The following is a 22,521-nucleotide window of genomic DNA, read 5'->3' as shown; positions in this document are numbered from 1 at the left end:
CATGTTAGTTTTTCTAACACGAACCAAAAAGTTTTCTGAATTTTTAGTTGATTTTTCTTTTTATTTCGAATATGATATGAAACATAACAAATTAATGTTATATTTTCTAACATTATAGGAGGAGAGAGAATGAATACGGGAGATACTGTTTTTATGTTTGTATCAACAGTAATGGTCATGTTAATGACACCAGGCTTGGCACTTTTCTATGGGGGCATGGTTCGCAGTAAAAACGTACTTAGTACGACAATGCATAGTTATAGCGCAATGGCTATCGTTTCGATTCAATGGATTGTAATTGGTTATTCTTTATCATTTGGACCCGATTGGCACGGACTTATCGGCACACTCGATTGGTTCGGTTTAAACGAAGTTACCTACGCACCAAATCCAGACTACTCATCTACTATTCCTCACAATTTATTTATGATGTTCCAGCTTATGTTTGCTATTTTAACTCCCGCTTTAATTTCAGGTGCATTCGCCGAAAGAATGCGATTTTCAGCTTTCCTTATTTTCATCCTTCTATGGACAACAATCGTTTACAATCCTGTCGCTCATTGGGTATGGGGCGTTGGCGGGTGGCTAAGAGAGCTTGGCGCGTTAGACTTCGCTGGTGGTAATGTCGTTCATATTACATCTGGCGTCGCCGGCCTTGTATTAGCTATTTTCCTAGGGAAACGAAAAAACATAAACGGTTCTTCTCCTCACCATTTACCATTTACGATGTTAGGCGCAGGTTTACTATGGTTCGGCTGGTTCGGTTTTAACGTCGGTAGCGCATTATCTTTAAATGATGTAGCTTTAACTGCATTTATTAACACAAATATAGCCGCTGCTGCCTCCGCATTAACTTGGATGCTGTCAGAATGGTTCTTTCAATCAAAACCGACTGCGATGGGAGCTGCTTGTGGAGTCGTTTCCGGTTTAGTCGCTATTACACCAGCTTGTGGGTTCGTTACACCTTTCTCAGCTCTTCTTATCGGAGCGATCGGCGGCGTATTATGCTTCGGAGCGGTCTTTTTCTTAAAAACAAAATTCGGATACGACGACACACTCGATGCATTCGGATGCCACGGCATCGGCGGAACTTGGGGCGGCATTGCGACAGGACTATTTGCAACTACTACTGTAAACAGCGATGGTGCGAACGGATTATTTTACGGAAACGCCGCTTTACTGTTCAAACAACTTGTAGCAATCGGCGCAACATATACATTCACGATCATCATGACGTATGCTATTATTAAAGCGATTAACTTCTTCCTCCCCGTTCGGGTAGATGAACATGAAGAACATATGGGCCTTGATATTTCGATGCATGGGGAGAAAGCTTATGAATATACGGAGCGAGTGAACTAAAAAAAGAGATGCAATCTATCGGTAATAGATTGCATCTCTTTTTAGTTTAGTTGTTGCCTAGGTATACCACACTGGTATTCCGGCGAATATATCAGCGATTATTTCGATATATCGACGTTTCGACACGATATATCTATTTACTAACAAATTCCGACATAACGAAACTGAAGAATACCCCGGCGTAACTTTACAAAAAAAGACGACCGTTTCACAGTCGCCTTTTCCTATTTATTTCGGAGCATTTCCCACATATTGCGTAATATCAACATTTAACGCTTGTGCTAAACGCATTCCATATTCTTGATCTGCACGGAAGAAGTTACAAACAGCTAATAATTTCGTGCGTTCATTTACGTCTTTTAAGTCATTTGTTAAGTTTGCAATTAAGTTGTCTTGCTCTTCTTTAGAGAATGAACGGTAACGCTCACCCGCTTGTTTGAAGTCATTTGGTTTGTCAATTTTTTCACGAGACACGTAGCCTTCTACTTTCATAGTTGAATCGCGGTAAGCTGGGTCTTCAACTGGATTTTCAGCATGACGGCTCGGTTCGTAGTTGATTGTAGATGGGTTTTGATTGATTTGCATTGCCCCATCACGTTGTTGGTTATGAACAGCTGCGTATGGGCAGTTTACAGGAATTTGTAAGTAGTTTGCACCAAGACGGTAACGCTGTGTATCTGGGTAAGAGAATAAACGACCTTGTAATAATTTATCTTCAGATGGTTCAATACCATTTACAGTTGCACTTGGAGAGAACGCCACTTGTTCTACTTCTGCAAAGAAGTTTTTCGGATTACGATTTAACGTCATTGTTCCTACTTCAATTAACGGGAAGCGATCTTCTGGCCATACTTTTGTTGGGTCTAATGGATCGAAATCTAAAGAATCCGTTTCTTCTAGTTGCATCACTTGTACGTGTAAATCCCACTTCGGATAATTTCCTTTTTCGATTGCATCGAACAAGTCACGAGTTGCATGGTTGAAGTCTTTTCCTTGTACTTCTTGCACTTCTTTTGCATTTAAGTTACGTACACCTTGCTGTGGTTTCCAGTGATATTTAATGTAGACGATTTTTCCTTCTGCATTAATCCATTTAAATGAATGGACACCGAAACCTTCCATTTCGCGATAGCTTGCTGGTGTACCGTAATCAGAAAACACCCATGTCATCATATGTGTAGATTCTGGACTTAACGTCATGAAATCCCAGTAACGATCTGGCGTTTGAATATTTGTATCAGGTGCTGGTTTTAAAGAATGCACCATATCAGGGAATTTAATTGCATCACGAATGAAGAAGACTGGTAAATGGTTACCTACGATATCGTAATTTCCTTCTTCTGTATAAAATTTAACAGCGAACCCACGTGGGTCACGAGCTGTTTCTGGAGAACCTTGACCATGAATAACCGTTGAGAAACGAACAAATACAGGCGTTTCAGTTCCTTCATTTTGTAAAAATGCTGCTTTCGTATATTGCTTCATGCTGTTTTTCGTTACGAATACACCGTGAGCACCTGCACCACGTGCATGCACAACACGCTCCGGAATACGTTCACGATCAAAGTGCGCGAGTTTTTCTACTAAATGATAGTCTTCTAATAATACCGGTCCACGGCGACCAGCTGTACGAGAATTTTGGTTGTCTCCAACTGGAGCACCTTGGTTTGTTGTTAAGCGATTATTTGGATTCATCTAGGGGGATCCTCCTCTTTCTTTCATAGTAATTATTATTTATTTAAAATTATTATAAACTAATTATTATTCAAAACTGAGTTCTTGTCAACTATTTCCTTCATTTTTTTGGAAACAATTTCAGCTAAGCAATCGATAAATACAGATTGTGAATTTGGCATATTTGGTCTAAAATATGCGGCATTTAATTCATCAGTTACAACTTTACACTCATAATCGTTGTCATATAAAACTTCTAAATGCTCTGCTACAAACCCAACTGGGCAATATACGAAAGATACATATCCATGCTCTTCAAATAAATCTCTCGTTAAATCTTGCACATCCGGTCCAATCCATGGATCAGGCGTATTTCCAGCGCTTTGCCAACCAATTGTATAGTTTTGAATATCGGCAGCCTCCGCAATTAAATCTGCTGTATGCTGCAATTGCTCCACATAAGGGTCCCCTGCCGCAATAATTTTCTCTGGCAAACTATGCGCTGAAAAAATTACGACTGCTTTCTCTTTATCTTCAATCTTTGTAAATGTTTCTTTTATTTGATCTGCCCAATAGGAAATAAATTTCGGTTCATCGTACCATTGTTCAATCGGTTCAATAACAGGACCACCGATTTCTTTTGAAAGACGAATCGCACGGTCATTATACGCTTTAATGCTAAATGTAGAATAGTGCGGCGCTAATACGATACTAATCGCCTGCTCAATTCCATCGCGCTTCATCCCTTCTACTGCATCTTCTATAAATGGAGCAATATGTTTTAAGCCTAAGTAACAAGTAAATTCATACTCTGTAAATATATTATTCATAGAATCTGTTAATTTATGCGCTTGCTCTTTCGTAATTTTTGCAAGTGGTGAAATTCCGCCAATCGCTTTATAGCGCCCGATTAAGTCTCGGAGTGCTTCTTCGGAAGGTTTACGACCGTGGCGAATATGTGTGTAGTACGCTTCTACATCATCTAATGATTCTGGCGTTCCATACGCCATTACGAGCAAACCTATTTTTTTCTTTGTCATCTATATAACACCTCAATTTTATAAATGAGAATCTTTTTCAAGAACATTTGTTTCCAATTATAACAACTAATAATAAGTACGTCAAAATAATTATTCTAAATAAACATTTTTTCTAATATGATTTTGAATTTTATTTGACAATTTATTTAATAAAAAGCGACTTACATAAAAGTAAGTCGCTTTTCTTCTATTCTTTAATATTTACCCCGTATTCTTTAAACCAAACATGAATCTGCGCTAAATGGGCTAAAAGTTGAGGGCCCGTCATTAATTGACCGAACCAAGGTGATTGAAATGCACTGCCGCCTGACTCAATTAATCCGCCCAGCTGCTCTTTATCAAATAGTTCGTGTAAAATTGATCCTTTATCCGTTAATAAATCTTGTAGCCATACTGTGACTGCTTTCGTATAGTGCGGATTATGCGTTTTCGGATACGGACTCTTCTTTCTATATAAGATGTCATTTGGAAGTAATCCTTCTAACGCTTTACGCAATAGACCTTTTTCGCGGTTTTTATACATTTTCATTTCCCAAGGAATATTCCACGCATATTCGACAAGTCGGTGATCTGCAAACGGAACGCGTACTTCTAAGCTTGCGCCCATGCTCATACGGTCTTTTCTGTCTAATAATGTTGTCATAAACCATACCATATTCAAGTAAAATAGTTGTCGTCTCTTTGCTTCAATTGGGCTTTCTCCCTCTAAAACAGGAACTTCTTGAATGGATTCTTCATAGCGCTGTTGTACATATTGTTGTAGGTTTAATTTATTTCTCCATTCTTTCTTTAGCAGTTGTTCACGTGCTTCTGTAGAGCGCATCCACGGAAACGCACTCGATTGTAAATCGTCTTCTCTATAAAACCACGGATAACCACCAAATATTTCATCTGCACATTCCCCAGATAAACCGACGACAAAATCTTGTTTAATTTCACGGCAAAACCATAATAATGACGAATCGATATCTGCCATACCAGGCAAATCACGAACGAGTACAGCTTCCGTTAAATACTGTGCTAATTGTTCATTTGAAATGACGCAGCGATGATGAATCGTTTCAAACGTCTCCGTCATCAAATGAATAAATGGTGCATCTGAATTTGGCTGGAACGCATTCGCTTTAAAGTATTTGTCATTATCTTCATAATCGACAGAGTATGTGTGTAATTGCCCTTTTCCTGACCGTGCGTATTCTTTCGCAGCAATTGCTGTAATTGCGCTCGAATCTACACCACCTGATAGAAAAGTGCATAGTGGTACATCAGAAACGAGCTGCCTTGTAATCGCATCTTGTAATAAAAAGCGCGTTTTCTCTACTGTTTCTTCAAAAGAGTCTTCATGCTTTTTACTTTCCACATTCCAATATCTCCATATACATAAACCGTTCTTTGAAAATGTCATCGCATGACCTGGACGTAATTCTTTTATACCAGCATAAATACCGTGACCAGGCGTTCTAGATGGCCCAAGACCAAATATTTCGGATAATCCTTCTAACGTTACTTCCGCCTTCACATCAGGATGAGCCAATATCGCTTTTAACTCTGAACCAAATAGTAACCGCCCACTATCATATTTAAAAAATAGCGGTTTTACACCTAATCGATCCCGCGCAATAAATACTTGTTCTTTCTGTTCATCCCATACAGCAAACGCATATATACCGTTTAAATGATCGACACATTCTTCTTTCCATTCCATATACGACGCTAATAGTACTTCCGTATCAGAATGACCTTTGAACGTATATCCTCTTCTTAATAGTTCCTTTCGAATATCTTCCGTATTATACAGTTCACCGTTATAGCAAATTGCATAATTCGTTTCATCTTTTAAACAAGTCATCGGTTGTTTCCCACCCTCAGGATCAACAACGATTAACCGTTTGTGCCCAAATGCAACATTGCCTTTAATCCAAACTTTATTATCATCTGGGCCACGCTTCGCTAACGTCTCAGCCATCTTCGTAATGACGTCTCGCTCTCCTTCTAATGAGCGTTTATAATCCACCCATCCTGTAATCCCGCACATATAAATCATCCTTCCATCTTATTTCTTTTCTCGAACGTGCAGTAATCCCCACCCTAAGGGATGCGGATTAAAAAATGAAAAACTTAACGATAACCTACTATCCACATACGGAATAGCATTTTCACTCAGTAAAACGTGTTTTATTGTATGCCCACCTATGTCTAGATGTGTCTAGTTATAAAGAATGCGCGAACTGTCTATAACAGAAATAACTACTTTTCATAAAGGAGAAATCGTGTATGATACAACGTAACCATATTTTATATAACCAGCCTCGTGCTCATACGGTCGGTAATGTAGAATATATAAACAATGAATGGGTATTCTTTGATGATGAAAATGATGAAGCATTTTTATTAGAAGATATTGCCGAAGATGGCTTTGAGATTTTATATAACAACAACTGGCTACCAGCTCGTTTCTATGAACAAGATGTATTACAAATCGCCAATGAACAGCACCACCTGCAAAACGGTGAGATGATACGCATTCGAAAAAAATTACTGCTTAGCTATACGGAATGGCTTGAAGAGTTACCTGACTCCGTCTTTACGTTATTAACGGAATCATTGCAATCACTTCATTACTCTTTATATGATTGCATGTATTGTCATAATTATTTATCTTTCTTACCGAAAGAGGAAGCATGCGAAGGAGTAAATATTCTTTTATTTGATAACGAGGAGATGATTTGTACATTGCAGCACCATTTTGTTCGTCATGCTGCGTCAAATAAAAATATGTTTCGTTTTACGAAAGTAAACGGAGAAGAGTTGCATATCGATGCGACATAAAAATAAAAACCACCTTATTTCCCAAGTCTTTGAGATTATAAGGTGGTTTTGTTTTTATTTGAATACGTACCAGCCAATTGGTAATTTTAGTCCTAAGTATAATACCGCTACTAGCGCAACAATAAATAAGCCCCAAACCGCCCCTGTTGGTTTGTTTTTGCTCATTTTTACAAGAACCATTTCCATTCCGCCGATAACTAAAATGCCGGCTAACATTTTCAGGCCGTACCACATGTGCACGCTACCTGTTGCTGTTTTCATAATACTCATGTACAACATGAAGCCTGACACAATAATTAAGATATACATTAGGCGAAGACCCATATGTACACCTTTACCTTTTCTTCCTGCTGAATAAAGTGAATACGCAACGAAGAATAAAATTAAACCTAACGCCCATGCTGTAATATGCATATGTACCATCGTATCCCTTACCTCCTCTTTTCACACTTTTTCACTCTATATGATAACATGTTCATTTATTTTCAGGAAATGTTTCGCTTTTTTACATTTAAATGATATAATATTTAGAGTATTTACAAACTTCTTGTAATAACAAAAGGGGGAACAATCATGATTCAAACTAAGGATATTATCGAACTTACAGACACATATGGAGCAAATAACTATCACCCACTTCCGATCGTTATTTCTAAAGCAGAAGGCGTTTGGGTAGAAGATCCTGAAGGAAACCGCTATATGGACTTATTAAGTGCATATTCTGCAGTAAACCAAGGTCATCGTCACCCAAAAATTATTAACGCTTTAATTGACCAAGCTAATCGTGTTACGTTAACTTCTCGTGCTTTCCATAGCGATCAATTAGGTCCTTGGTACGAAAAAGTTGCGAAACTAACTAATAAAGAAATGGTACTTCCAATGAACACAGGTGCAGAGGCTGTTGAGACTGCAATTAAAACAGCTCGCCGCTGGGCTTATGATGTGAAGAACGTAGAAGCAAACCGTGCTGAAATTATCGTTTGTGAAGATAACTTCCACGGACGTACGATGGGTGCTGTTTCTATGTCTTCAAACGAAGAGTACAAACGTGGATTCGGCCCAATGCTTCCTGGCATTATCGTAATTCCTTACGGTGATTTAGAAGCGTTAAAAGCCGCAATTACACCAAATACAGCTGCATTCATTTTAGAGCCAATCCAAGGTGAAGCAGGAATTAACATTCCACCAGCTGGTTACTTAAAAGAAGCTCTTGAAGTATGTAAAAAAGAAAACGTTTTATTTGTAGCGGATGAAATCCAAACTGGTTTAGGTCGTACTGGTAAAGTATTTGCTTGTGACTGGGACGGTGTAACTCCTGACATGTACATACTTGGTAAAGCGCTTGGTGGCGGCGTATTCCCAATCTCTTGTGTAGCAGCAAACCGCGACATTTTAGGCGTATTCGAGCCAGGTTCTCACGGTTCTACATTCGGTGGTAACCCACTTGCATGTGCTGTTTCTATCGCAGCTCTTGAAGTGTTAGAAGAAGAAAAATTAACAGAGCGTTCTCTTCAATTAGGAGAAAAATTAGTTGGGCAATTAAAAGAGATTGATAACCCAATGATCACTGAAGTTCGCGGTAAAGGCTTATTCATCGGTATCGAATTAAACGAGCCAGCTCGTCCTTACTGTGAACAACTAAAAGCAGCTGGTCTATTATGTAAAGAAACACACGAAAACGTAATTCGTATCGCACCACCTCTAGTAATCTCTGAAGAAGACTTAGAGTGGGCGTTCCAAAAAATTAAAGCTGTATTATCTTAATAATAGAGAGGTTGTCCTACATGTTGGGACAACCTCTTTCTTTTTATATTGATTTATACTAAAATTAAATTGTAATTTTCTGTATTTTAAAATCATAAAAGAGGTGCGATATGTTATTAAGATACGGCAAACATATTAACTATTTAGCTACATCTTTTCTTTTAGTTACATTCTTTGGCTTCCTACTTTCCGTAACATTGCTTAGTCACTACTCAACTCCCACTACATTCACACTACTGAAAGTATCATTTTGGACTACTGTTATTCTTACTATCATTGGTTTTAGACGAGAAAAAAGCGCACTTACGGTTATACTATTTGGCATTTGTACACTTGCAGTCATTGGTCTTTACACTTTTTCCGTTATCGATTACCTCTATCATCCAAGACCATAGAAAAGAGCTATCTTTTCACGAGATAGCTCTTTTTTCATTTCACTACATTTCGCAAAGTACCAATTCCTTCTACTGTGATGACCACTTCATCACCAGCATGCAAAAATTTCGGTGGTGTGAAACCTTTTCCGACACCAGCCGGCGTTCCTGTTGCGATAATATCACCTGGCTCTAACGTCATTCCTTTACTTATCGTTGAAATGATTTCTTCTATTGAAAAAATCATTTTATTTGTATTTGAAGTTTGCCTTACTTCCCCATTTACTACCGTTTCAATGTGTAACGCATTTGGCGTTTCAACCATTGATTTATGAATTAGATACGGTCCCATTGGACAAAATGTATCGAAACTTTTTCCAAGGAAAAATTGTTTATGCTTCCTTTGAATATCGCGAGCAGTTATATCATTTATAATGGTGTAACCAAAAACATGCTCAAGCGCTTTTTCTTTTTTTATTTGTTTCCCTCGTTTACCGATGATAATAGCTAGTTCTCCTTCATAATCTAGTTCATTCGTTGCGTGGGGATGACTATTAATTTTTTCATCCATTCCAATTACTGTCGTTGGCGCTTTCGTGAAGATCATTATATTTTCTGGAATCGACTCTTCTCCGCCCATTTCTATCGCATGCTCACGATAATTTTTTCCAACGCACAAAATATTCTTCCTTGGCCTTGGAATTGGTGCTAATATTTTCACCTCAGTTAACGGGTAATACGCCGTTCCTTCATTTTCCTTTGCCCAATTTACAATATCACATATTTTTTCAAAACATTCGGTTCCTTTTTCAATACACTCTAACATTGTGATTGGAATCGTAACCTTTTCCCCTTTTTGCCTTTGCGCTTCTCTTAAGTGCAATACCTTCTCTTCCTCTTCATCCACAATACCTACAAATACCTTTTCATCTTTTTTTGCCGTTACCAAACGCAATATTTCCACTCTCCATCCTAAAACTCATACCTTTTAATTGTATTCGCATTCGTAAGAAAAAAACCTTCTCATGCACGCTAATTTTTACAATATTCTTCACCCATCCTATTCGTTACTCCTTTATATTTGACATAAAATGTAGAAAATTTACTTTTTTTAGCGAAAACATTTCTTTTTTATGGGATTTTTGTATAATATGTACTACATATATACTAAAAATTTCATTTAGAGATGGAGCCGATTTCAATGTTTGAGCAAGCGATTGAAAAAAAACGTGAAAAAATGATTTATTTTGCTGAACGCTACGGAATGACTTCTCAAAAAACAGTGGATTGTAGCCAAGAACTGGACAGGCTCTTAAATGTAATTTGGCATGTACATACGGATTTTCACCCTAATCAAACACTCGAAACACACACACAATAACGTGTGTGTTTCTTTTATTTCAAAAAAACACACATTTTATTGAAAACGCCCATACAATAGTAGAAAAGAAAACTTTAAAAACGAAAGGTGTTTTGTATGCCAGCTATGGTCGGACATATTCGTATCGTCAATATTGGATCAAGTGGTATTTTTCATATTGGAGATGTATTTGCGATTAGGCCTATTAGTTATTCACGCGCTTTCGCTGGGGCCGGCTCTTTTAATGTTGGAGATAATGTTTCTGTCTACAATTATCAAAGTGCAACGACTGTTAATGATTCAGATGTTGTTGATCAAGCGATAATTGGTTCAACTTAAAGGAGGCGATTGTATTGAATTTTTACGTAAACCAAAGCATCATCATTAACAGCATTAAAATTGATAGCATTACAACCTCTTCTGTATTCCAAATTGGTACTGCTGGAAGTATTAAAGCTCTATCTAAATTCTCAAATACTGGCGGATTTACAGAACCACTTCGCCCATTACAGGCGAAAGGACAAATTATTTCTATCAAACCATCAACTAGTTCTTCTTAAGACATCCTTGTCATAAATATATAGCAGGAATGTATTTACCCTCCCTATTGAAAAGGAGGTTTCACAAAATGAATCAAGATATATATACTTACTTACACCAACTTCAACAAGCTCTTCAAATACAACAAGCATCCATCCTGAATTTAGAGGATCAAGTGCGCCAACTACAAGAAGAGCTTAACGAATTAAAAAATCGCCCCTCCTCTTCTGTAGGAAAAGTGGAATACAAATTCGATCAATTAAAAGTAGAAAATTTAAATGGTACTTTAAATATTGGTTTAAACCCATTTTCAGCAAAAGGGCAACAAATCGAGGATTTTCAAGTTGATACAGAAACTTTGAAGGTCAATCCTGAAACTGAAACAAATCCAGACTTTTACCAAGGTATCCTTCAAGAAATGCATCGTTACTTAGATGAAGAAGCATATAATCGAATTCTCCATTTTGAACAAGAAGAGAGAACACCGCTCGATGAAATGTATCGACAAATGATGGTGGATGACATAAAAAAACAGATGGAGCATAGACTTCCTTATTATTTAACTCAAGCGCAATCATATGAAGGGATTTCAACAGATCCAGATTACTTACGAGATATCATTATTCAAGCAATGAAACATGATATTGACAAAGCCTTCCTCTCTTTTATTCAACACATACCGGGCAATTTCCGAAAGGAGTAAGTATGTATGAATGTTAACGTTGTAAATCGTGAATTAAAAGTCGGACAGATTAAAATGAACGGTGTATCGTCGTCCGCACTCTTTTTAATCGGGGATGCAAATCTCCTCATTCTATCTTCTATTCTTGATACACCATTCGAAACTGTTACAGAGGGTCCGTTTGTACCGTTAGTTACAGATGTCCCTCCTACTCCAGGTTAAGGAGACTGAGAAATTATGTTACATCATGTATCTATTGTCGAAAATGTTTCTATTATTTCTTTAGGTATTGCTGCCGTATTTCAAGTTGGAGATGCAAATCAAATGGAGTTAAAAAGTAGAGCTCTTGCTGTTCACCGAGAAATTCCTTGTTATATAAAAGACGAAGGTCGCTTAGATGCCTTTGAAATCTTTACCGATGAATACATTACAATCCCGAAACGAACGACAGATGTAAAATTAAACATTGTAAATGAATGCCCTTTTATTGAAGTAAACAATGTTGAATTGCGAACACTTTTAAATTCTGGTTGCTTTCAAATTGGAAACGTTGATTATGGGTTTAATAATTCTCGTATTATGCAAATCCGCCAATATATTACGGATGAACCTTCCGCTCCATAATTCATATAGTAATTAAAAAGCTTAGTAAAGTAGGTGGATGGTATGCCTTCTGTTGTTGGAAATCTCGTCGTTCAAAACAGTAATGGTTCTTTTAATTTAGGAGATTTTTATAACGTGTCTCCGAAAGAAAATACGAAAGCTTATAATGGTTCCGGAGCTTCCAATGTTGGGTTTGTCGTGAATACGTTTAACGGTGTTAGTGCAACAAATACGTTTGATTCTGATGTGGCCGATCAAGATCAAATTGGAACAGCGTAAAAAAAGAGCTGTTTCTTTGCAGTACCTCTATAGGTAGACAGTAAAAAAGTGTCTCCGCTGCCTTTAGCACCAGAGACACTTTTTTAATCTTTGAATAAAATCCTGTATTTTTGCCATACTCAAACAGAAATTTCCTTGATTCATATTTTACGAAGCCATTGGAAGTTGCTCTGTTGCTCTCTATTTATGCGTTGTTTTTCGGTACCACCACGCCCCATTCTTACTCGTATCTTAACAGAACCCGCTAAACACTGATCTAGATAATTGAGAGAAATACGTCATCTTTTCCCACAACTATTTGATAGGTGAACATATTGACCTAATAGGTTATGGGCTGTTTCTTTTTCATGTTTTTTTAATACTTCTTGTATTGCAGTACCTGTTTTACTTTCAAAACTTCCTTCTAATTTTGATGCTATATTACGGATACTAGTTTGTAGAACGTGAAATTCCCTAATATTTTTTTGTAAAGTAAGGTTGTCTTCCTTTATAATATCTAATGATTTCAGGTCTACCTCTGTTTTTAGCATTACACGCTCCATTTGTCTTTCGAGTTGTTTTTTAGTAGCTTGTAATTCATCAATAATTTGATTGGCTAAGTCCCCTGTTGTATTAGCAATTTGACTTTCTATTTTTCTTATTTCTTCAATGAAATTCATTTTTCAACCCTCACCTTACTACTCCTTTGAAATTTTCATTTAATTGACCATCTTTGTCTCTTAATGAATTAGCTGCATAGATAATTTCTTCCCCAAATTGTTCTAATTCTCTCTGTTTCTTTTTTAAATTATGTATTAATTCTTCGGCAAGCTGGACATTATAAAAATATTCTTGACCATTTTGAGTTATTTTTGCGACTTCTCGAATAGCATCATCTATTTCATATTCTGCTAAAAGATGATATTTTCCACCTGGTTGTGTTTCATATTTTAATTTTCTTTTTAGCTCTGAAATTCTCTCCGCTTCTTTTTGTTGAAACTCCTCTATATTTCTAATTACAGTAGATAATACATCGCCTAATTGTTGTAATTCTCTTGCATACTTAATAATTTCATCAGGCTCTAACTCTAATCGGACACTACCATTTTTGCCGAACATGTCTTTAAAGGTCTTCATAGGATGTTCTCCCATAAATAACACCGCAAGGACCCTATCTACCCCATTACTTTTTGTTATAAATTGTTTACCAATCATAGGTGCACCGAACTGTTCAAAATTTCCTACAGCATCTTTTTTATGTGTATAATCTACCGCCTTATTTTCCATAACTCCTTCATCTACCCTTTTTTTTGCTTTATCACTAAGTAAGCGATAAATATTTGGTGCAGCAAATGTTGTTGTATAGAAATTCCTCTCTGCAGCTACATATTGAGCTTCTGCAGCCCCTTTACTGTGTCCAGTAGTATGAACAGAAGTTGGTTCATATTTTTTATTCACTTTATCTACAAACTCTAGCGCACTATCAAATGATGTAGGTAGATTTTGTACCTTCCCATCTACCATACCTAAGTTTTTTTTCATTCCAGCTGATATCTGAAATGTGTCTGTAGATAAATCTCCATCAAATTTCCCGAACTCTGTTCCACGGAATGAATAGATTATATTTTCGTAATGTTTTTTATTTGGTTTATATTCTTCTGCAGGCACTACAGCGATTGCTTGCAATCCGTTTTTTATTTTCTCTTTATCTGCATCTATTGTTTCTATAACTTTCCATTCTTGACCATTAAATCCTGTTATTTTTGCTCCCTTTTTTAAGACTTCGTCATCATAAACTTGATCTGATAGCTCAAAATAATCTTCATCTGTCGCAATTGGATTCTTTTTAAATTCATTCATATGTTCCAACTCATTTCATGGTATATTTTAACTATACTCAAATTCAAGGGGATATCCTATGAAAACTAAATTGGTAATTTTTACATTTGTTATTTTCATTATAGCAGGAGGGTATTTTACTATGGAATACTTAAAACATAAAGAACAGGAAGAAAAGTTTTGGAAGGCGCAAGAAGCAAGAGTAGAAAAATATATACATTATAATATTCAGGATGCAAAAACAATTACATTTAAGGAGCACAGTGTAAGTCCGATGGGCGTTCCTAGATTAAAAGGTTATATAAACAATGATGAAAAATTAGATTTTATAGCCCGTATAAGCACGACTGAAAACTTTGAAGACAAATTCACATGTTCTGGAGAATTAGATGAATTGATAAAAAAACCTGCAAAATCTGTAACCGAAATTGAAAAAGAAGAGAAAAGAGAAGAGTAGTCTTTACACTACTCTTCTCTTTTGCGTCCCGTTTTAAGAAGAATGCAACGGTACGTTTTTCATAAGGACTGAGGAAGTTATATAATACTCTTTTTATTTAAATGATAACCCGCTCTCCTCCAAAGCCTTCCTAAGCTTCGGCAAAGACGCAGGTCCCATACCATGCAGTTTTAAAATTTCTTTTTCACTATATTTTGAAAGTTCTTCTACAGTTTGAATTCCATGGTGTTCTAATGCCCTTCTTGCTGGCGCTGAAAGAAGAGAGAGAAAACCTTCTTTTGGTTTTCTCTCTTTCTCACAGGTTGGGCAAGTTGGACAATCGCTACTCTTATAGTACTCGTGTCCCTGTTCACAAGTTCTTAACGTTTTTTCCGTCACCATTTTCAAGCCCCTCTATTCTTCAATATTTACAACGTGATTCCCATCAAAGAAATATAAACATTTCTCTTTCACAGGATGTTGTAAGCTTTTTTCAAGTGCCTTTGCATATAAAGAAAGTTGCACTTTATATCGATCTTCTAAAATTGGTTTCGCTTGATCAAATCCGCCTGGGAACTTCCCTTCAATCGTATCCGTTTTAAAATCGATTAACGTAATACCGTCTTCTTCTTCAATCATACAGTCAATAACCCCTTGAACAAGAATTGATTCCCCGCTCTTTCCTTGCCAATCTTGATATGCTTCTTCTGCTGCAAGCATCATCGTAAATGGTACTTCACGCTCAACGCTTTTCGCCGCTAATACTCTTTTACCTAGATCACTGTCAAAGAATGAAATGACTTTTTCGATTGCTATTTCTTCTGCTTGTTCGAATGTTAATAGCTCTTTATTGACCATGCCATTAATTTGTTCCCGAATCACTTCTTCTGTAATCGGCTTCTTCAAATCAACATGCTGCATAACAGCGTGAACTGCCGTACCTCTTTCAGCGTACGTTAATCCTTTTTTCTCCATAAAACGAGGGCGTGTTTGAATTGGCGCACGTAGTTTTTTAATAAAGGCGTTATCGCTACCTTCTTCAGATTGATAATTTCTCTTTATTTCCGTAACAGATTGTTTCGCACGGTGAGATGCTGCTTCCCCATATCCGTACTTCCACATTAATCTGTCGTACACTTCATCTTTTCGTTCACTTTGCAGGGGAACAGCTTTTTTCTCACGAAGTGCTTCTAGTAATTCTTGTTTCTCTTCTTGAACCGGTTCTGGCGCAAGTAACGTATTACCGTCCACAACTTCTACTTTCCAGCTAGTGTCATACCCATAAATTTCAGCCGGAATACTACCTTGTCCTAATTCAAGAAGCATTTCACTATCACGATGTCTATATAATGAAGGTGCAATCCAGTCTAAATAACAAGACGCTCCGGCACGTATATGGTCTGGTAATAACCATTCACTATGCTCCCTCGCATCAAGCCATTTTTCCATTTCCTTATTTGCATCCTTCACTGTTCCAATTAAAATTAGCTTCTCTTTTGCACGCGTTAACGCTACGTATAATACGCGCATTTCTTCCGCAATTAATTCCATTTTCATTTTACGCTTAATCGCTAGTTGCGATAATGTCGTATATTTAATTCGTTTACGCGGATCGATAAATTGCGAACCGAATCCGAAGTCTTTATGCAGTAAGAAACGTTTCATTAAGTCTTGTGTATTAAAACGGCGACCAAGCCCCGCTACGAATACGACTGGGAACTCAAGCCCTTTACTTTTATGAATCGTCATAATGCGAACGACGTCTTCTTGTTCACCTAAAGCTCTCGCCGTACCCATATCGTCACCGCGTTCTAAAATACGTTCAATAAAACGTAAGAAGCGGAATAGTCCTCTAAACGATGTTGCTTCGTATTGTCTTGCGCGGTCATATAAGACACGCAAGTTTGCCTGTCTTTGCTTTCCGGCTGGTAAACCACCGACAAAGTCGTAATAACCTGTCTCACCGTACACTTTCCAAATTAAATCAGAAAGAGACTGTTGACGTGCGAATTCACGCCATCCTTGTAGTAAGTTATAGAACCACTCTAATTTATCATGTAGTTCTTTTTCTTCTTCAAGCGGTGCTCCTTTTAAGAATGAGCTCATTACTTCATAAAACGAACCTTTCTTTCCGTGGGCACGAAGCGTTGCAAGTTCTTCATCATGTAATCCAACGATTGGTGAACGAAGCACTGCTGCAAGCGGAATATCTTGCATCGGATTATCGATCACGCGGAATACGTTCATCATTATATTTACTTCTGTCGCTTCAAAGTAACCAGTCGCAAGATCAGCGTATACTGGAATTCCTTGCAACTTTAACTCTTCCATAATTTGCGGCGCCCACGGCATAGAGCGAAGCAAAATAACGAAGTCACGGTATTGTACAGGGCGCATACTATCCGTTTTACGGTCATACACTTCATAACCTGAATCAACCATCGCTTTAATACGCTGCGCCATAAGTCGAGCTTCAAGCTGTGCTTTTTCTACTTCGGCACCTTCTTCACCTTCTGGCACTTCTTCTTCCGTTTGCTGAATACATAGTAGTTCAGCCGCTACATCTTCACCTTCTGGATAGGTAGCACCTAACTTCAATTCAGCGTCAGCATCGTAGTCGATTTCTCCGACTTCTTCGCCCATAATTTGTTTGAAGATAAAGTTTGTACCTGCTAGCACTTCATGACGACTACGGAAGTTTTTCGCTAAGTCTATCTTCATTCCGCCACCCGATCCTTCTTGTGTAAAGCGTTTATACTTTCCTAGGAATAAACCTGGTTCTGCTAGTCGGAAACGATAAATTGACTGTTTTACGTCACCTACCATGAACAAGTTTCCTTCACTCTCAGAATCTTTCGTTACGAATTTAATAATAGATTCCTGTACGAAGTTCGTATCTTGATATTCATCGACTAGTACTTCAGCAAATTTATTACGATATTGAAGCGCTACTGCTGACGGATTCATTTCACCGTTTTCACTATGTTCACTTAAAATTTGTAAACAGAAATGCTCTAAATCTGTGAAATCGACCATTCCTTTATCTCGCTTCATCGCTTGGAAACGCTCTGTAAATACTTTTACAAGTTGAACAAGCTTTTCTAATACTGGGTGCATATCTTGAAAATCTCGTAAGAAACTTTCAGGTTTGCGGCTAAATAACTCTTCTTGTAATTTCTTCACTTCATCTTTCGCTTTATTACGAAGAGAGTCTACTTGTTTTACAATATCTTCATTGTAATCACTTTTCTTAATACGCTTTAACGTTTGCCACGATACGTTTTGCATCGCTTCATACACGCTTGTCCACGATTCACGAGCGGCTGATGATAACGTTCCAAGTAAAGCTAAATCTGCTTGCAGTGTTTCAACGCGAGGCGCTGGACCGTCAGGAAGCATTGCGAGTTCCGTCGCTTTCCGAATATGCTGTTCCGCTGTTTCAAGCTGGAATCTCACATCTTCTAATAAATAAGAAGCATACACTAAATCTTCAATTGTCTTTCCTTCCACGTCATATGCTTCTACTAATTTATCGAGCCACTTTTCCGGATTTGGATGCGCTCTTGATTCTGTATGAAGTGCTAAAATCATACGCTGTAAATCATCGTCACTACGATCACTCGTATAACGATCAACGAGCTCAAAGAATATCGTATTATCTTCAATTCCGTACTCTTCTTCTAATATGTCATCTAGCACTTCTTCTTTTAACAATTCATTTTCCGTTTGATTCGCAATGCGGAAACGAGGATCAACATCAAGCATGTAATAGTATCCTCTAATTACTTGTAAACAAAAGGAATGGATCGTCGAAATAGAAGCTTTATTTAATAGGCTCAGCTGCTTTCTAATGTGCTGAGAGCCTGGTTCATCAATTAATACTTTTTCTAACGCTTCCCCAATTCTGTTTTTCATCTCTTGCGCCGCTGCATTCGTAAATGTTACAACGAGCAGGCGGTCGACATCGACTGGGTTTTCTTCATTTATAATCTTTTTAATAATACGTTCAACTAATACTGCTGTTTTCCCTGAACCAGCTGCTGCCGCGACTAAAATATCACGTCCGTTCGCTACAACGGCTTTCCACTGGTCATCTGTCCACTGACTACCTTCTGGTTTTTTAGGCCAATTTTCTATCATTCTCCGCCAACCTCCTCTCTAATTTTCTCCATCGCTTCGCTATCTTTCATATCTTTTAGCGTACGGAATTGGTTATCTTCAAGTGATTCATCGAACTGACAAACAGATTTGAAGTTACAGAACGTACACGCCGCTTTATTCCCTTTTTTATAAGGGGCAATATCGATCACACCTTCTGTAATATCTTTTCCGATATTTTCAAACGTATGGTGTACATATTTTTGCAGTACGTTAAACTCTTGTTCACTTGCAATGCTTGAACGCGCACTAAAGCTACCGTCTTTTTTCAGACCAGCAGAAATAATATCAGAGCTTCCTGTTGAAAGTTTGTTATCCATTAAACGAACAACGTCAGCATCTCCTAGCACGAGTCCTTTCATTTTAAATTTCTTTAAAATTTCTTTCTCAATTTCCGCTTCAGATGCGTCACCTTTCATCTCAACAATCGGGTTATGAATATGGAAGTACAGTACACCAGCCGGTGAAGCCGTTCCGCCTTTTTTCATCCACGTATGTGCATTTGAAGTAACAACATCTAAATACGTTAACATTTGAAGTGCTAATCCGTAGTACACTTCCGTTAAATCTAACGCTTTTGAGCTCGATTTATAATCAATAATACGGAGGTATGTCCCGTTTTCATCTTCTGCCTTATCAACACGGTCAATACGGCCAACTACTTCCATCTTCACACCATTTGGTAATGAGAATTCCATCGGCGGAAGCGATCCTGTACCGCCCATACCGAATGGTACTTCTAAATCAACTGGTACGAAACCACTTGATTTCGCGTGCTCACGAAGAATGATTGACGTACGGAAAATGATTTGCTGCAATTTTTGTTTTAAATAGAAATGGCGGTTTGAACTTAATAAAATTTGTCTTTGTAATAACGGTGCAATCTCTTCTATTACTAAAACAGAAAGATGCTCGCATTCTTTTATTGATAAGTCTGCCCAAGTACGATTTTCACGTAATAGCCTGTCTGCAATTCTCTTCAGCGCTGCATGGAATAATTCGCCGATATCTGGCGCATCCAGTTTGAAAATATCACGCTCTCTTAACGATAAACCGTGCTGCGCGAAATGAGCGTACGCACAACGGTTAAATAGTTCCATACGAGAGACGCTTCCTTTTATTTTATCTCCGTATAAATCTCTACTTACAACTGTACTTAGCTTTTGCGCACGATTTCGGTAGAATAAGCTTGATAATACGCGGCTACTTTTTTGCTTCCATTCATCTGAAGTAACGTAGAAGTTATATACGTCCCACCAAAAGTCTAAATTCCCTTCAAATCCGTATCGCTTCCACGTTTGAAGTTGCTGCATAACGTAAGATAACGTTACTTCTGGCGTTGCTACGTATGAAATTTGTTCCGAACGGGATAAATCATTTACGTCATTCGTAATAAATGTATCTTTCACATCAGGGAACATTCTTTTTATTTTCTTAATAAAGCTAGAAGCAAGTAACGTCTTTCCTTCCTCATCTGCAAGCGGACAAGAAATGTATAATTTCTCAGTTGCTCTCGTTACCATTTGGTACATAACGAACTGTTCTTCTAATAAAGTTTGTCTCGTCGTTGGCGCTAATTCGATACCTGCAGCACTAAGAACGTCTCTTTCCTCATCAGAAAGCATACCTTCATCCATCGGTGCTGCTGGAATAACTCCTTCATTTACGCCAATGACAAATGTTGCTTTCACATTTGATAATCTTGAACGATCAATATTCGCAATTAACACTTGGTCTAATGACGGCGGAATGTTGGCGAATTGAAGCGCCTCAAGACCTGTCGACATAACGTCTGTGAACATAGAAAGTGACATTTTCTCTTCGCCAAGCATCTCTACGAACGTATCAAGAAGACTCATTACTTCTTCCCATACTTGCTCGTGATCTGTCGCAAATAAGAAATCTCCGCTCTCTTCTGCACGAATACGTAATGCTTCTAGCTTTTTCGGAACGTCAAGCTCTTCTAAAAATAAGTAAACAGCTTCGCACATTTGCATAACTGTTCCCGCACGCTTCAGTCTTTTTTGCATACGAATAACAGGCGTTCTTACAACGTCACGCAATCGATTTATTTTCTCTTCCATTTCACGTTCACTGTCTGTAATCATCCCGTCCGTATCGTCAAGAGAACGATAGCGGCGATACATCCACGGATCCTCAGAAGTCCATCTCTTCCCTTGTACACCATAAGCTAAACAGTAGTTTTCAAACTCATCCATCTCTTCACGCATCGTTTCTTTTCTTACGTCTAATGGATATAAAAGCTCTGTTTTCACGCAGCGAAACACTGCATCATAACGCCAATTCCCGCTAATAATCTCGAGTGCAGAACGAATGCATTCTACTAGCGGATGATGTGACATCGGGCGCTTTTCATCGATGAAGTGCGGGATATTATAATCTGTAAATAGCGTTCGCATTACATCATAATAACTTTCCCCGTTACGAAGAAGTACCGCGATATCTCGGTAACGATAGTCTTCATCTGCCACAAGTCTACGAATTTCACGCGCAATGCCTTCTACTTCAGCTCGTAAATTCGCTGCTGTACTAATCGTTACACTCGCTTCTCCGTGAAACTTTTCATTTGGACGAGCTTCGTAATGCGTTTCTAAATGCGCTAATGATTGCGAATGAAAACGCGGTTGTTCCATAAGCGGAATCGTTTTTTCAATTTCTATCTTCTCTTCACGTGCTACTTGTTTTATTTTTTCATACGTTAACGTCGTTTCATAAAATAAATCTAGTTCATTTACTGGCTGTGCTAACGTTTTTTCATCTAGTGTTAACGTGATTGTCACTCTCGCTCCGCAAATCATAAGCTGTCTTACAATTTCTAGCTCTTGCGGTGAGAATGAATGAAATCCATCTATATAAATTTCAGCCCCATTTACATATTCAGACTGCGGAAGCTTTTCGACTAGCAATTGCAAGTAGTCTTCTGAATCTAAATATTTTCCGATTAAAGCACGCTCAAAATCATCATATAGTAGTTGTAAATCATACACTTTATTCGCTAATAGCTTTTGTTCGGCACTGCTACTATGCGCATCTAATTGTTGCCACATTTCATATACGTTAGATGGCGTCACGTTGTAACGTTTAAACTCCGCAATCATACTACCAAGATGTTCAAAAAAACCGTTTTGCTCCGCTGCTTTTTGGAACACCGATAATCCATCTTTACGAGATTCTACAATTTTACGAAGTAACATATGTACGCCCGCTTCATCAATGTGAAGACGACTCGCTCCGCCAACTTCTTGCAGCACCTTCCACGCTAATCGTGAAAAACTAAAAACTTGTGCCCGAATAGAACCTCTTACATCCTCACTACTAATTAATGCCTGCTGCGTTTGGAATGTCATCTGTTCTGGCACAAGATATAATATTGTTTCCCCTCTTGGACGCTGCTTTAACTCTTCTTGCACTTCGTGTAAACAAAGTGTACTTTTTCCACTTCCCGCTCTACCAATTACAAATCGAAGTGACATGTAACCCCACCTTTCACTTACATAACGAACGTTAGTTTGCTACTATAATTGTATTATAGGACACGAAAAAAGACAAACAGAGTAGTTTGCCTTTTTCTATACTTCTAT

At 37.8% G+C, this 22,521-nt stretch carries 22 protein-coding genes; 12 read left to right on the top strand and 10 right to left on the bottom strand.

The features are described 5' to 3' along the window. Positions 1 to 129 precede the first annotated feature (129 nt). Positions 130 to 1,362 carry an ammonium transporter gene (locus AC3WVA_RS09880; RefSeq protein ID WP_098344755.1) on the top strand — a complete coding sequence of 411 codons (1,233 nt, stop codon included), beginning with the start codon at positions 130 to 132 and terminating at the stop codon, positions 1,360 to 1,362. 228 nt (positions 1,363 to 1,590) lie between these two features. On the opposite strand, the gene katB is transcribed toward AC3WVA_RS09880, so the two are convergent. The 3 genes from katB to asnB form a co-directional block, all read right to left on the bottom strand. Further along, on the bottom strand, positions 1,591 to 3,057 hold the full coding sequence (katB, locus tag AC3WVA_RS09875; protein WP_048526680.1) for a catalase KatB: 1,467 nt from the start codon (positions 3,055 to 3,057) through the stop codon (positions 1,591 to 1,593). A 59-nt stretch (positions 3,058 to 3,116) separates the two neighbouring features. After that, positions 3,117 to 4,076 carry a ferrochelatase gene (hemH, locus tag AC3WVA_RS09870; RefSeq protein WP_071758307.1) on the bottom strand — a complete coding sequence of 320 codons (960 nt, stop codon included), beginning with the start codon at positions 4,074 to 4,076 and terminating at the stop codon, positions 3,117 to 3,119. Between the two features lie 187 nt (positions 4,077 to 4,263). Then, positions 4,264 to 6,111 (bottom strand): asparagine synthase (glutamine-hydrolyzing), encoded by a 1,848-nt coding sequence (asnB, locus tag AC3WVA_RS09865; RefSeq protein WP_098344757.1) that lies wholly within the window; start codon positions 6,109 to 6,111, stop codon positions 4,264 to 4,266. Between the two features lie 239 nt (positions 6,112 to 6,350). Between asnB and AC3WVA_RS09860 the strand changes: the two genes are divergently transcribed. Further along, positions 6,351 to 6,905, top strand: a complete 555-nt coding sequence (locus AC3WVA_RS09860; RefSeq protein WP_087957708.1) for a DUF2777 domain-containing protein — start codon at positions 6,351 to 6,353, stop codon at positions 6,903 to 6,905. A gap of 54 nt (positions 6,906 to 6,959) precedes the next feature. Here AC3WVA_RS09860 and AC3WVA_RS09855 read toward each other — a convergent pair whose 3' ends face one another. Continuing rightward, positions 6,960 to 7,328, bottom strand: coding sequence for a YisL family protein (locus tag AC3WVA_RS09855; protein ID WP_048526673.1), 369 nt, complete (start codon positions 7,326 to 7,328; stop codon positions 6,960 to 6,962). 150 nt (positions 7,329 to 7,478) lie between these two features. Between AC3WVA_RS09855 and rocD the strand changes: the two genes are divergently transcribed. Together rocD and AC3WVA_RS09845 are read left to right on the top strand one after the other, a co-directional pair. After that, positions 7,479 to 8,669 carry an ornithine aminotransferase gene (gene rocD, locus AC3WVA_RS09850; protein ID WP_098521072.1) on the top strand — a complete coding sequence of 397 codons (1,191 nt, stop codon included), beginning with the start codon at positions 7,479 to 7,481 and terminating at the stop codon, positions 8,667 to 8,669. A gap of 110 nt (positions 8,670 to 8,779) precedes the next feature. Continuing rightward, on the top strand, positions 8,780 to 9,064 hold the full coding sequence (locus tag AC3WVA_RS09845) for a hypothetical protein (protein ID WP_098521071.1): 285 nt from the start codon (positions 8,780 to 8,782) through the stop codon (positions 9,062 to 9,064). Between the two features lie 34 nt (positions 9,065 to 9,098). On the opposite strand, the gene AC3WVA_RS09840 is transcribed toward AC3WVA_RS09845, so the two are convergent. Beyond that, on the bottom strand, positions 9,099 to 9,998 hold the full coding sequence (locus AC3WVA_RS09840) for a fumarylacetoacetate hydrolase family protein (protein ID WP_176539104.1): 900 nt from the start codon (positions 9,996 to 9,998) through the stop codon (positions 9,099 to 9,101). Between the two features lie 246 nt (positions 9,999 to 10,244). Here AC3WVA_RS09840 and AC3WVA_RS09835 point away from each other — a divergent pair, with 246 nt between their 5' ends. From AC3WVA_RS09835 to gerPF, 7 genes are all read left to right on the top strand, one after another. Further along, complete coding sequence (locus AC3WVA_RS09835) at positions 10,245 to 10,424, top strand: aspartyl-phosphate phosphatase Spo0E family protein (protein ID WP_000462846.1); 180 nt, start codon at positions 10,245 to 10,247, stop codon at positions 10,422 to 10,424. A 96-nt stretch (positions 10,425 to 10,520) separates the two neighbouring features. Continuing rightward, entirely contained in the window at positions 10,521 to 10,742 is a 222-nt protein-coding gene (gerPA, locus tag AC3WVA_RS09830) for a spore germination protein GerPA (protein ID WP_001111188.1), read from the top strand. Positions 10,743 to 10,756: 14 nt separating this feature from the next. Further along, a complete protein-coding gene (gerPB, locus tag AC3WVA_RS09825; RefSeq protein ID WP_001012508.1) occupies positions 10,757 to 10,963 on the top strand; it encodes a spore germination protein GerPB in 207 nt (68 codons plus the stop codon). 68 nt (positions 10,964 to 11,031) lie between these two features. Continuing rightward, complete coding sequence (gerPC, locus tag AC3WVA_RS09820) at positions 11,032 to 11,646, top strand: spore germination protein GerPC (protein WP_098344761.1); 615 nt, start codon at positions 11,032 to 11,034, stop codon at positions 11,644 to 11,646. Between the two features lie 6 nt (positions 11,647 to 11,652). Next, a complete protein-coding gene (gerPD, locus tag AC3WVA_RS09815) occupies positions 11,653 to 11,847 on the top strand; it encodes a spore germination protein GerPD (RefSeq protein WP_001102342.1) in 195 nt (64 codons plus the stop codon). 15 nt (positions 11,848 to 11,862) lie between these two features. Further along, on the top strand, positions 11,863 to 12,249 hold the full coding sequence (locus AC3WVA_RS09810) for a spore germination protein GerPE (RefSeq protein ID WP_098344762.1): 387 nt from the start codon (positions 11,863 to 11,865) through the stop codon (positions 12,247 to 12,249). Between the two features lie 42 nt (positions 12,250 to 12,291). Further along, positions 12,292 to 12,507, top strand: a complete 216-nt coding sequence (gerPF, locus tag AC3WVA_RS09805) for a spore germination protein GerPF (protein WP_001141566.1) — start codon at positions 12,292 to 12,294, stop codon at positions 12,505 to 12,507. A gap of 278 nt (positions 12,508 to 12,785) precedes the next feature. Here gerPF and AC3WVA_RS09800 read toward each other — a convergent pair whose 3' ends face one another. Together AC3WVA_RS09800 and AC3WVA_RS09795 are read right to left on the bottom strand one after the other, a co-directional pair. Continuing rightward, complete coding sequence (locus tag AC3WVA_RS09800; protein WP_098344763.1) at positions 12,786 to 13,166, bottom strand: hypothetical protein; 381 nt, start codon at positions 13,164 to 13,166, stop codon at positions 12,786 to 12,788. 10 nt (positions 13,167 to 13,176) lie between these two features. Beyond that, on the bottom strand, positions 13,177 to 14,346 hold the full coding sequence (locus AC3WVA_RS09795; RefSeq protein WP_098344764.1) for a hypothetical protein: 1,170 nt from the start codon (positions 14,344 to 14,346) through the stop codon (positions 13,177 to 13,179). Positions 14,347 to 14,404: 58 nt separating this feature from the next. Here AC3WVA_RS09795 and AC3WVA_RS09790 point away from each other — a divergent pair, with 58 nt between their 5' ends. After that, positions 14,405 to 14,782 (top strand): DUF1433 domain-containing protein, encoded by a 378-nt coding sequence (locus AC3WVA_RS09790; protein ID WP_048526657.1) that lies wholly within the window; start codon positions 14,405 to 14,407, stop codon positions 14,780 to 14,782. A gap of 93 nt (positions 14,783 to 14,875) precedes the next feature. Here AC3WVA_RS09790 and AC3WVA_RS09785 read toward each other — a convergent pair whose 3' ends face one another. The 3 genes from AC3WVA_RS09785 to addB are packed head-to-tail and all read right to left on the bottom strand — an operon-like array spanning position 14,876 to position 22,413. Further along, positions 14,876 to 15,163, bottom strand: a complete 288-nt coding sequence (locus tag AC3WVA_RS09785; protein WP_000255723.1) for an RNA polymerase alpha subunit C-terminal domain-containing protein — start codon at positions 15,161 to 15,163, stop codon at positions 14,876 to 14,878. A 12-nt stretch (positions 15,164 to 15,175) separates the two neighbouring features. Further along, a complete protein-coding gene (gene addA / locus AC3WVA_RS09780) occupies positions 15,176 to 18,901 on the bottom strand; it encodes a helicase-exonuclease AddAB subunit AddA (protein WP_098521069.1) in 3,726 nt (1,241 codons plus the stop codon). After that, positions 18,898 to 22,413 (bottom strand): helicase-exonuclease AddAB subunit AddB, encoded by a 3,516-nt coding sequence (addB, locus tag AC3WVA_RS09775; protein WP_429603900.1) that lies wholly within the window; start codon positions 22,411 to 22,413, stop codon positions 18,898 to 18,900. The genes addA and addB overlap by 4 nt, the downstream gene beginning before the upstream one ends. Between the last annotated feature and the right edge of the window lie 108 nt (positions 22,414 to 22,521).

It is taken from the genome of Bacillus sp. EB106-04-02-XG92, from assembly GCF_058791995.1.
The sequence above is the reverse complement of the archived record's forward strand: the minus strand, read 5'-3'. Positions and strand labels throughout refer to the sequence as shown.

Coding starts and splice junctions, on each gene's coding strand:
- AC3WVA_RS09810 (WP_098344762.1), top strand. CDS start 11,863: ATGTTACATCATGTATCTATTGTCGAAAATGTTTCTATTATTTCTTTA.
- addA (WP_098521069.1), bottom strand. CDS start 18,901: ATGATAGAAAATTGGCCTAAAAAACCAGAAGGTAGTCAGTGGACAGAT.
- AC3WVA_RS09790 (WP_048526657.1), top strand. CDS start 14,405: ATGAAAACTAAATTGGTAATTTTTACATTTGTTATTTTCATTATAGCA.
- AC3WVA_RS09800 (WP_098344763.1), bottom strand. CDS start 13,166: ATGAATTTCATTGAAGAAATAAGAAAAATAGAAAGTCAAATTGCTAAT.
- asnB (WP_098344757.1), bottom strand. CDS start 6,111: ATGTGCGGGATTACAGGATGGGTGGATTATAAACGCTCATTAGAAGGA.
- gerPD (WP_001102342.1), top strand. CDS start 11,653: ATGAATGTTAACGTTGTAAATCGTGAATTAAAAGTCGGACAGATTAAA.
- gerPA (WP_001111188.1), top strand. CDS start 10,521: ATGCCAGCTATGGTCGGACATATTCGTATCGTCAATATTGGATCAAGT.
- AC3WVA_RS09835 (WP_000462846.1), top strand. CDS start 10,245: ATGTTTGAGCAAGCGATTGAAAAAAAACGTGAAAAAATGATTTATTTT.
- gerPC (WP_098344761.1), top strand. CDS start 11,032: ATGAATCAAGATATATATACTTACTTACACCAACTTCAACAAGCTCTT.
- AC3WVA_RS09860 (WP_087957708.1), top strand. CDS start 6,351: ATGATACAACGTAACCATATTTTATATAACCAGCCTCGTGCTCATACG.
- AC3WVA_RS09845 (WP_098521071.1), top strand. CDS start 8,780: ATGTTATTAAGATACGGCAAACATATTAACTATTTAGCTACATCTTTT.
- addB (WP_429603900.1), bottom strand. CDS start 22,413: ATGTCACTTCGATTTGTAATTGGTAGAGCGGGAAGTGGAAAAAGTACA.
- AC3WVA_RS09880 (WP_098344755.1), top strand. CDS start 130: ATGAATACGGGAGATACTGTTTTTATGTTTGTATCAACAGTAATGGTC.
- AC3WVA_RS09855 (WP_048526673.1), bottom strand. CDS start 7,328: ATGGTACATATGCATATTACAGCATGGGCGTTAGGTTTAATTTTATTC.
- rocD (WP_098521072.1), top strand. CDS start 7,479: ATGATTCAAACTAAGGATATTATCGAACTTACAGACACATATGGAGCA.
- AC3WVA_RS09795 (WP_098344764.1), bottom strand. CDS start 14,346: ATGAATGAATTTAAAAAGAATCCAATTGCGACAGATGAAGATTATTTT.
- hemH (WP_071758307.1), bottom strand. CDS start 4,076: ATGACAAAGAAAAAAATAGGTTTGCTCGTAATGGCGTATGGAACGCCA.
- AC3WVA_RS09785 (WP_000255723.1), bottom strand. CDS start 15,163: ATGGTGACGGAAAAAACGTTAAGAACTTGTGAACAGGGACACGAGTAC.
- katB (WP_048526680.1), bottom strand. CDS start 3,057: ATGAATCCAAATAATCGCTTAACAACAAACCAAGGTGCTCCAGTTGGA.
- gerPF (WP_001141566.1), top strand. CDS start 12,292: ATGCCTTCTGTTGTTGGAAATCTCGTCGTTCAAAACAGTAATGGTTCT.